Raw genomic sequence first — 10622 nt, 5'->3', positions numbered from 1 at the left:
GAATTATAGTCGTGCATCTATGAGTTTTTTGTCCAAAATACCTTTTACATCAAAGACCACCTGACTGTCTGATTTCTGAATCTCAAGGCTAGCGAATTCTTTGTGGGCGACAGCCAGAATAATCGCCGAATAATCAGTCAGATTAGGAACGTTTGTACCCGACAGAATATCAATGCCATATTCATGCCTAACTTCAATAGGGTTTGCCCAAGGATCATACACATCGACATTTATGTCGTAAGTTTTGAGTTCTTGGTAAATATCAATCACGCGTGTATTACGCACATCAGGACAGTCTTCTTTAAAGGTAAAACCCAGAATCAAAACATGAGCATCAATCACTTTGAGATCTTTTCGCATCATCAATTTGATCACTTCCGTAGCGACATGCTTTCCCATGCTGTCATTTAGGCGCCGACCAGCCAAGATAATTTCAGGGTGATATCCCATTTCCTGAGCCTTCTGAGCCAAGTAAAATGGATCCACTCCTATACAGTGCCCACCTACCAAGCCTGGTTTAAATTTCAAGAAATTCCATTTAGTACCAGCGGCTTCTAGGACTTCGTTGGTATCTATACCTAATAGATTGAAAATCTTTGAAAGTTCATTTACAAAAGCGATGTTGATATCTCTTTGAGAGTTTTCAATCACTTTCGCCGCTTCTGCTACTTTAATAGAAGAGGCTTTGTAGGTACCGGCAGTTATAACTGTGCGATACAACTGATCTACAAATTCAGCAATTTCGGGGGTAGATCCTGAGGTTACTTTCAGAATCTTTGCAACGGTATGCTCCTTGTCTCCGGGGTTAATTCGCTCAGGAGAATACCCTGCAAAAAAGTCTTCATTGAATTTCAATCCTGATACTTTCTCGAGTAAAGGCACACATTCATCCTCGGTAACTCCCGGGTAAACGGTTGATTCGTAGATCACTACATCGCCTCTTTTTAAGTATTGTGCAATATTCTCCGATGCTTTTAGCATTGGCGTAAGTACAGGTCGATTATGCTTATCAGTTGGAGTAGGTACAGTTACTATATAAACTGTACAATCTGCCAAATCTGCAGATAGAGAGGTTGGAAGCAAGCCCTTCGGGTTTTTCTCAGAAAATTCAGTTACTGTGACAGAGCTCAGTAAATCGTCTTCTACTTCCAGTGTTTTGTCTTTGCCGGCATTGAGCTCTCCCACTCGCTTTGAATCGATATCAAATCCAATTGTAGGATATTTTTTAGCGAACTCTACGGCCAATGGTAACCCCACATATCCTAAACCGATAATTCCAATTTTCACTTCATTCAACTCTTTACTCATAGTTTCTTACTATTCTAAATAACTGAGTTTAAAACTGATTTATCAGTTTTAAACTCAAGATTTGTCATGATCTCTATTCTTGTACGCTCTTCTCAAATGGAATATTTGCTTCTAAAGGATAACTCTGTGCTGCCCTACTGGAAAAACGTTTCAGTAGGATTCCAAAACTGCTTTTTCGAATGTAATGAGTACCAAAGTTACTCACTCCAATTTGACAGCAAAACTAACAGAATTTGATTGATTATAAATTTTGCCTAAGTAATCTACCTGTGTAGCTGATAGATTAGATTTAAAGTGCCTGAAAATGTCCAAAGTTTCTGGCCAGAGGGATAATCTCTAGTTGTATTAGGAGCATCTTGCCATTGGTAATTTAGCCCTTGGTTGACTTGAACCTTGCTGCTTAGAATAAACCTATCCCACTGATGATCTACTAGAACTCCCATACTGAAATCTATCCAGGGAAGCTTACCAGGGTTGTCTGCAAATGCTCTATTGAAAAAATCCTGATGATTCTCAATTCTCTGAAACAAAAGTCCGATTTTATTCAAATTTGAAATCTTTGAAATTTCCAGAATTTGGGCATTTCCTCCGACCCCAATTCCTATCCCCATGGACTGTCCTTCATTTGTAAATCCACGCACTTGATAGTGTGTATTCCAGCTGGTATTAAGGGTATTGAGTTGGGCATATCTTACATACCTGTTGACCGATTCTGCCTGCTGGACTATCTCCCCTCTCACTTGAAAATACTGTCCTTTGGTAGAGGTTTTAAAAAGTTTAGAAAAACCTAAGAGGTAGGCTCTAGCATGCTCAGGGTTTAATATAAATTCTCTCCAATTGTAGCTATGATCCTGCTTACCATACTCAGCATAGGCTTCAAAATTACCTTTGGAATTATAGTACCTCAAAAAGAAGGAGATCTGTTGATCTTGTCCTTTGGAGTCGTAAACTACCGTATTATTATTGCTAAATAGCTTCACTTTTTGAAAGGGTTCCAAAACAGGCATCCTACCTCTAAAGTCATTTGTCACATCTTCATTGTATTGCTGAAAAGTTCTATTAAATCCAGCGAAGAAGTTTGGCAAGAACACGGGTTGGTAAGTAATGGAAACACCACTTACATAACGCCAATCCCCTCGAAAAGGTCTGGCAAACACATCATTGAGACGCTGATTTTGAGATGGCAGTATTCCCGAATCATTTGCCCGTCCCATAATTATTTCAGCCTCCAGTTTGCCTATAAATATATTGGCTGGGCGGCTTGTCCTTAGAAAGAGATGCTCCATCCCTCTCGCATTGTTGCTAAAAATAAGTGCATTAAACTGACCTGGGCCCCACCAAATATTCTCAGTGGAAGCACCTACAGCTATAGGCCCTGCATTTAAACTAACATACGATTGTCCCCACCAGGCAAAGGAGTTATAGTCTTCGGAAAAGCGCTCAGGATGATCTCCGAAATTCCAGTATCTGAACCGTGCAAATAGAATATTATCTGAAAAATTCTCCCCAAATCCTTGATAAGCCTTATTTTGACTAGCGACAAACTCTGGTCTGAATTGAAATTTCAAAAAGAATAATTTCCCATAAATGCCTGGCGAAAGTAGCGTCTGGGCACCAGCACTATTCATCATACTAAAATTCCCCCATCCAAATGGCCTATTGGAATTATACACGGAAGTACTCAGTACAGGTAAGAGTTCCAAATGGACCTTTTTCTCAACAATTGGTACAGAGTCCTGAGTGTAAAAACGATTTTGAGTAAGACTCACAATAGGCCTTAATCCCAAGGAAAAGTCTTTTAACTCTTCTACGCCTAATAATTGCTGCCTTCTCAGACTTTCCTCCAACACTGGAAATCCTGCTGGAATAGTTTGAGAAAAGGAGTTTGTGGAACACAACAGTACCACTAAACCACTTAGAATCCAGAAATAGTATTTCAACATCAAAGTGATTCTAACATGTTGACGTACTTCTTATTTATAGCCTTCCAAGAATAGTTTTTACGGGCTAGTTTGTACATATCCTTGGAAATCAAATCTCTATCAAAAGTATCCAAGCACTTTAACAATTCCAGAAGCTCTTCAGCATCAGCAAAATATATCCCTCTATTAAAAGTAGTTTCTCTATTGTAATTTACACCGAAGGCAATAATAGGCAGGGCTAGATACATGGCTTCCACTAAGGAAGGATTGGTGCCTCCTGCACTATGCCCATGCAAGTAATAGTGGCAATTGGATCTAAGTACATTGAGCTCCGCACTGGTATAGATTGGGTTATATAGAATTACATTTTTCTTTGTCGAATATTCCTCATATAGTCTCATTCCGTACTCACTGGAATTCCAATTACCGACGATTACATAAGGAATGGAAAGATCGTTTTCCGAAAAAACTTTTAGCTGCAGTTCAATATTATTTTCCGGCTCTATTCTGCAGACGGTGAAAATATAGGGTTCATTAATGAATGAATATTTCTTTTGGTACAAGGATGTATCCACGGGTGTCACATGGTTGGCCCCGTAGGCAATTAAATGTGATTCCTTTCCATATTCCTCGAGCACATAATCGTAGATATGTTTGTTGTCAGAAATGATCGCGTCGGAATACCTTACCGCCAATGATTCAGAGAATTTCAAAAACCTTTTGGCAAAAGCTCCCCACTTGTCTCTCTTCCATTCCAGTCCATCTATATGCGTAATTATTTTGGCACTGGTAAAAGGCCTAATAAAAGGAATGGTGATAGCTCCTGAAACACCTAAAACCAGAATGTAATCAAAGCCTTTAATTGATTTCCAAAGGGATATTGAGTCATATATGACACTTTGAACCCCATTGGCCTTTAGGTCAAGGTACTCTAGTTTCGCACCTTTATATGTATCCATTTTCTCCGGATAGCTATTGCTCTGGCAGTAAATGGTAATATCATAGAATCTAGGAAGTAGATCCAGAAGATATTCCACCAAAGTCTCAAATCCGCCGTAGTTAGCCGGGACACCTACAATGCCTACGATGGCTAGCTTTTTCTTAATCATTCAAATAATTCTTCATGGTTTTCACCATATTAATCCTGTCCTTTTCGATGTTCAGTAAAAAGTAACGCGTATGAGAATTCAAGAGTTCTTTAGTTTTAGAGGAATTTGCCATGGCTTCTACTTTCTGAACTTCCTCCAAGGCATCTTTAATAATCAAATATCTCAAAGAAACCTGACCTTCTGGATAGACAAAATGACTATCTCCGGATGGTAAATCTGAAAATATAGCCGACTTCATGATTTGTGGAGACCACAAGTTAAAAGCCCAGCGCAACATGCCATCATATCCTCTAGCTTTTGAAAGCATAATCAGGAAGTAAATATCGGTATAATTAGACGCCATCAGCATATTTGGCTGAACTTCATAGCAAGAAGTGTAATAGGTAGTTTTAAATCCCTTTGATTTCCTTGCCGCCAGCTTCGCAGGTTCAAGGACAATATTGCTAGCAAGTGAATAATCAAAAACTAACTCCGAAAGACCAGGGCTAAATCTACCAGAATATCCAAATTTATATGCGGGATCAATTGCTTTAACGTATTTAACCAAGAGTGCAGTGCTGTTAATGTCTCTTTCATCTACCCAAAAAACGGTCTTATCCATCCAGTTTTTTGATTTAAGGTAGGTTGCAAAATCCACTAAAAATGGATTCCAAAAATTGTTATAAGCGTCAGTTCCCGGTTCGGATTTAAAAGTTTTCACAGCACCTGATTCCTCGTCAAAATAAAAATAGGTAAGATTCCAGGGAAAAAGGTTGTGCACGGCAATCTCCTTAGATATTCCCTTCGAAAATGCCAATTCTACGTATTTCTCAAAGGTGGAGTAATCATAGGTGTAGGTTCCATCTTTCTTTTTTCGGATCTGAATCATCATTTGCTCCAGAGGCTTGATCGAAGTATTGTATAGGTCGTAGAAAACTGAAGTGGTTACGACAATTTGATTAAATCCATGGAGCTGATCAAACATTTCTGTAATCTTATTCCAGTGAGCATCAGAATAAGGATCAAGCTTATAATAAGTAGAAATTGAAAGTGGGAATTGCCAAAAATCCATTTCGTAGTCCAGGGAGGAAAAATCCGATAACTTACGACCAATAACATTTATTAGTGCTTCTATTTTCAGCGTACTCCCATTTTGATCAAATGTAAGTTCCAGTGGATATTTACCTGGTTTTAGATTATCCGGAATTTCTATTTTAACCAGCCCATAAGAAGTAGTGCTATCAGGCACAAAGGAGCTTCCTTTGATGAACTCTGCTCGATCCGGGAATCTTTTTTTTACGAAAGTCCCTTTCTTTTTGGTAGCGCCACAGTTACCTCCAGAGATATCTCCTTCTACTAAATGCAGCTGAACCAGGTCAGACTTGATTTTTTTTGAATCCGTTTTTATCTCAAAATTGAGGACTTTGGTTGAATCTCCATTAATCAAGAAAGGCAAGATAAGGGATTCATTTCTCCATGCCTTTACCTCAGTTTTGTTTGGAAGCATAGTTCCGAATTCCTCGAAAGAGGTGAAATACCCGCTTAGTTGTGCTTGTGCGCAATTTCCAAAAGCCAACAAGGCTACAAAAAATACCAGTATTTTTTTCACGGTCGAAATAGTTTTGAGATTTTTGATTCAAAAATCGTTCTTGAAAATCCTCTCCGTTCGATCGCTGCGCCTTCACTTAACTTCTTCCAATATGTAGGCTCAGCAACCATCTTATTTATTTCCGAAACAATTTCGGACAATTCATTATAATTGATCTGATATCCATTAACGCCATCTTTGACCAATTCTGTAATCCCTCCCACTCTTGGCACTATGGCAGGAAGGTCGTAGTGCATTCCTTCCAGAATAGTCATCCCAAAGGTCTCCACCCATTTATCGGGATGAGCAAGGTTCAAAATTAAAGAAGCATTTGCATAAAAAGAATGTACATCCTTATTTACTGGGAATATTTGAATATTCACAGGTAAGGATTCATTAGCTATAAAACGATCTACTTCGCGTTTGTCATCACTCAGTACCAATTTGAAATTCACAGCAGGCATTTGCTTGGAAAGTGTCACAAACTCAGATATCCCTTTATATGGTCGCAAAGAAGCCAGCATCAATACTTCAAACGCCTTCGGGTTCTTCGTGGTATTTTTGGCTTTAGTTTCAAATTCCTTGGTGACGCAATTGTAAATGACTTGAACCTTTGCCCCTCTCAATTTAGGGTTGGTTTGTAAAAATCTGGAGACTACAATTACTTCAGAGGAAAATGTACGGACCACCCAAAACAAGAAATTGCTTAGAAGTTTGGGGCTAATTTCATATTCATGTACATGGGTAATCACTCTTTTGCCCAACAATCTTCCCATTAGAATAGCTCCAAAAGGCAGGATCGTATTGATGTAATAGATGCCATCAGCTCTCTTATTCTTTACCAAAAGTTTAATGGATAATAAGAATTGGCTGAAAAAGAAGGAGAAAAGCGTCAGGATTCTATGCTCAGATCTACGATAAAAGTTAGTCTCAGTCTCCAAATCAGATAAAAACCCTTCCGTATTACTGGTATACAACTTCACTTCAAATCCATCTTGTTTGGCAGTATTGATCACACTTGACAAGATCTGCGGACTACCTGTGAAATTATTAAGAAGGTGAAAGAATACGATCTTCTGTGGCACTGGTAGATTTTGAATTTAAAATGATAAGGAAGACAGTGATCATCAAATAAAGTGTGGTAGCATAAAATTCATGCGTAAACTGCTGTGCTATGATAAATATGTAGAAAAACATAGCTGCGTAGAATACTTTATTTCTGATGAAGAAGAGAACTGACATAAGTAGCACGGCTGCCAAATATGCCATATACCCAAAGAATCCGTAGGTATAGAGAAGCATAGAAGTTCCATTTTCAATATAACCTGTGCGGTAAACAGTAGTTCTTGCAATGACATCGTCCACCATATTATTACCATGACCGATGAGGTATTCTTTCCAGCTAGAAAAGTCAAAAAAGGAAATTCTGAAAGCTTGAAGCAGGTCTGCTCGTGAATTCAGCGTATTTACGTTAAAGATTAATTTATTGATGAACTCAAAATAATAGATGTAAAATAAGGCAGCGAATACAACAGTCAGAATGAATATTTTCCTGTGCTTGAAAAATAGGATGAGGTAGAAAATCACGAACGTGTTCCTGTTGAACGTGAGCATTAGCCCAAGAATAGCTACCCAAAAGGCTAAAGAATCCAACTTACTGTCTTGCTTATTTTCTTTCTTCCAATAGTATATCAAAAACCAGCTAATCAGCAGTGTTCCATACGATTGTACGGTAGTTGTCAATCCTTTGGCCGCATGGAGAAACGGTAATCCCTTGTCATACATTGGATGTACATGGGAGTTCAAGCCAACCAAATAACTGCTAAATACATACAAAATACCTATGCAGATATGAAGAAATAATGCCCAATACAGGATATCCAAGAAACCTTCCTCTTCAGCAGCCAAGCCAGCAAAGAATAATCCGAGGACCGGAAAGAATATGATTAAGGAAGAATCTGGAAGGTTTAATAAATATGGAAGCAAAAAGTAAGAAGCTAACCCAACGATTGGAATAAGAAGGTTAGTAGAAATTGCCTTTCCCATAAAAATTTGATGGAATACCAGTAAGGCTAACACTCCCAGCATGGCAGCTTTGTCCAAGGGTAAACTGATCAGTTTAGAACAGGAAATCAAGAAAACGAATAGGATTAATCCCGCTTTCCCGATAGTTCGGGTGGATGAAATGGCTAACCCCCGGCTATTCACCTATCACCTCCTTGATTTGTTGTAGCTGATTAAATCTAGAATACTTTTGAATTTTTGACTTTGAGGATTCCTTTAATGCAAGAGCTCTTCCTGATGCATACAATTCCCGAATCAATTCAATTTGCTCCAAGCACTTTTCTGCTGAACTGGCAAAGAAACCTAACTCCACTTCAGCCAGCATTTGCTCCATGATGTCATGATCAGTTGGGCAAAGCAATACTGGTTTCCCTAGGGCCATGTATTCATACAATTTGCTGCTTGGGATACCCTTCATGTTTCCATAGGCCATAGCCAAAAAAGCATGGGATTTCTGCAAAGCAATAATAGCTTCTTCTCTTGGCATTCTTGTAGTGACTTTGACGTAGCGTTTCAATTCCTCCGGTACCAAGCTTTCTATCCGTTTTCGTTCTTTTACATCATAGCCAGCCCCCAGGAAAATAAGCTGAAATGGTCTTCCTGAAGTATGTGCTAACTGCAAAGCAGCGATAATATTCGTTACATCCTGAGATGGATAGACCACCCCACTGTAGGTAAAAGTAAATTCGTTTGCACATGGCTGAAGAGGAAGGCTTAACAATTCATCTTCAAATCCATTCTCAATAGTGAATCCTTTCTTACCGAGGAAATTTGCAATTCTTTCTGTATATAGTTGGCTTACAGAAATAATAGCAGATGCCGTTCCCACCCATTTCTTTTCATAGTTTGCTTCTACATTAGCTATCCATTTCCGCACCCCACCACCTACTTTTTGCATCTGCAATTCATTCGTACTCCAGTCGTCTCGGTAATCTGCATACCAATTGAGACCATAAGCTTTATTAAGTGAGTAACCTATTCTAAACAAGTAAAAAGGCTCACCCGAAATGATAGCAGAATGAAAAGTTTCTTCTTCAAGTCGTTTGCTTAGAAAAGGTAAGAAATTTGAAAAAGAGGTGAATTTCAAGGTGAAACGCGCTAAGAAGACATCTAAGAGTTTTACCAGCAAAAAGAGTGGACGAAATACAGATTCGCCAAAAGCTAAATACGCTTTGTCCAATATACCCGGCCGAAAAGGAAGGTAATAAACCTCATGCGTATCAAATACCTCATGCCTTAGCCTATCTCCAAGTCTAACCTTTGTATCCTGATGTGAACGGGTTTCGGAAGTCCACTCTCTAGTAACGACGGTAGGATAATAGCCAAGCCGATGCATGTTTCGAGCCCAAAAAGTAATACGCTGAGAGGGAGTCAGCGTACAGGGTGAAAAATAATTGGAAATTAGAAGTACCTTCTTCAATCCAGCTTATTTGAAAGGGTGAATGAATTAGATAGTAAATGGTTAACAAGCTGCGTATGATTATGCTGTGCTGAATAATGCTGTACCCAAAATGACCTTATGTTATTTCTAAAGTGTTCATCTCTTGTAATCCCACTGAGTAAAAACTCATCCAGTTTGGCAGCTATTACTTTGGCTGATAATCCATCCTCTATCAATACACCAGTTTCAGGTTGTACTATCTCTGGAATTCCCCCGATTGCATTAGCAAAAACAGGAATTCCAAAGGAAACGGCCTCCATTATAGTGACAGGAATGCCTTCATAGGAGCTTAAGTTAATAAATACATCCACAGAATGTGAAGCATAAAAGTCGTGCAATTCCTCATTTAGTACTTTCCCTTTCCAATTGATTTTAAGGTCATTTCTAAATACTGGGAGTCTATTTTTCAAGTTAGTTATCGCTTCACTAGTTCCTCCAAAATGAGACCAATGAATTGGAAGTTTAGAATGGTTCAGCACCTCAGCGATTAGGTCTACCCTTTTGAGGGGGATTAAACTGGAACAGGTAACCACATGAAAATGGGCAGGAAAATCCACTAAACTAGTATACCCGAAGTTATCCACCCCAAGCTTGAATAGCTTCATTTTGGAAGCATTAATAGGTGAAAGTGCTTTGACATAGTTTAGCCCATGCTCAGAAATAAAAAGCAATGAAAAAGCAGCGTCATACACCGATTTCCTAAAGGCCACTTCCCCAGATTCCTGACGTTCATTGTATAAATCACCGCCATGGCTTTTTACAATTAGCTTTATTTTAGGATTCTCTTTTCTTAATTGAGAAGCTGCAAAGGCATTAGTATCCATCCAATAGGAATAAAGAACAAACTCATCAACCGAATTCAATTCCTTAGAAATAATTGATTTTAGGAGAAGTGAGTAGGGAATATGGTAAGTGAAATACTTTAATAACTTCCAATTCCAATTGGAGTTTTTTAATTCTGATACTAGTAATGGAAGTGTTAAAAAAAGACTCCTGAAAAAAGCAAAAGCAACCTGCTTTATTGACTTAGGGTTTTTTACTATCCTAACAGCAACATTGTCTCCTATAGGTCTGGGCTCTGTAAAATCCCTTACAGAGGTTGGGATAATAATTACTTGATCGAAGGCTTTTTGTAGGTAAGTCAGTTCCGTAGCCAGAAATTCTTCACCGGATTCAAAAGGGAATTTCTGTGTAAGTAAAATCAAGGTTTT

The 10622-nt window shown here is 38.6% G+C and carries 8 protein-coding genes; all 8 read right to left on the bottom strand.

Features of this window, described 5'->3' with window-relative positions:
* Nucleotides 1-3: 3 nt before the first annotated feature.
* The 8 genes from AACZ87_RS14725 to AACZ87_RS14690 all read right to left on the bottom strand — a co-directional run bounded on the left by AACZ87_RS14725 (nucleotide 4) and on the right by AACZ87_RS14690 (nucleotide 10616).
* On the bottom strand, nucleotides 4-1308 hold the full coding sequence (locus AACZ87_RS14725) for a nucleotide sugar dehydrogenase (protein ID WP_339868305.1): 1305 nt from the start codon (nucleotides 1306-1308) through the stop codon (nucleotides 4-6).
* Between the two features lie 263 nt (nucleotides 1309-1571).
* Nucleotides 1572-3251: a capsule assembly Wzi family protein gene (locus AACZ87_RS14720; RefSeq protein WP_339868303.1), complete on the bottom strand. Its 1680-nt coding sequence runs from the start codon at nucleotides 3249-3251 to the stop codon at nucleotides 1572-1574.
* Nucleotides 3251-4339 carry a DUF1972 domain-containing protein gene (locus AACZ87_RS14715; RefSeq protein ID WP_339868301.1) on the bottom strand — a complete coding sequence of 363 codons (1089 nt, stop codon included), beginning with the start codon at nucleotides 4337-4339 and terminating at the stop codon, nucleotides 3251-3253. The genes AACZ87_RS14720 and AACZ87_RS14715 overlap by 1 nt, the downstream gene beginning before the upstream one ends.
* Nucleotides 4332-5927 (bottom strand): glycoside hydrolase domain-containing protein, encoded by a 1596-nt coding sequence (locus AACZ87_RS14710; protein WP_339868299.1) that lies wholly within the window; start codon nucleotides 5925-5927, stop codon nucleotides 4332-4334. Before AACZ87_RS14710 ends, AACZ87_RS14715 begins: the two co-directional genes overlap by 8 nt.
* Nucleotides 5924-6991 carry a glycosyltransferase family 4 protein gene (locus tag AACZ87_RS14705; RefSeq protein WP_339868298.1) on the bottom strand — a complete coding sequence of 356 codons (1068 nt, stop codon included), beginning with the start codon at nucleotides 6989-6991 and terminating at the stop codon, nucleotides 5924-5926. The genes AACZ87_RS14710 and AACZ87_RS14705 overlap by 4 nt, the downstream gene beginning before the upstream one ends.
* Nucleotides 6957-8114 carry a hypothetical protein gene (locus tag AACZ87_RS14700; protein ID WP_339868296.1) on the bottom strand — a complete coding sequence of 386 codons (1158 nt, stop codon included), beginning with the start codon at nucleotides 8112-8114 and terminating at the stop codon, nucleotides 6957-6959. Before AACZ87_RS14700 ends, AACZ87_RS14705 begins: the two co-directional genes overlap by 35 nt.
* Complete coding sequence (locus AACZ87_RS14695; RefSeq protein ID WP_339868294.1) at nucleotides 8107-9390, bottom strand: glycosyltransferase; 1284 nt, start codon at nucleotides 9388-9390, stop codon at nucleotides 8107-8109. Before AACZ87_RS14695 ends, AACZ87_RS14700 begins: the two co-directional genes overlap by 8 nt.
* Nucleotides 9387-10616: a glycosyltransferase gene (locus AACZ87_RS14690; protein WP_339868292.1), complete on the bottom strand. Its 1230-nt coding sequence runs from the start codon at nucleotides 10614-10616 to the stop codon at nucleotides 9387-9389. The genes AACZ87_RS14695 and AACZ87_RS14690 overlap by 4 nt, the downstream gene beginning before the upstream one ends.
* Nucleotides 10617-10622 lie beyond the last annotated feature (6 nt).

The sequence above is a fragment of the uncultured Algoriphagus sp. genome (genome assembly GCF_963974365.1).
Lineage (GTDB): Bacteria > Bacteroidota > Bacteroidia > Cytophagales > Cyclobacteriaceae > Algoriphagus.
Note: the sequence above shows the minus strand (reverse complement) of the source record. Positions and strands in the feature narration are given on the sequence as shown.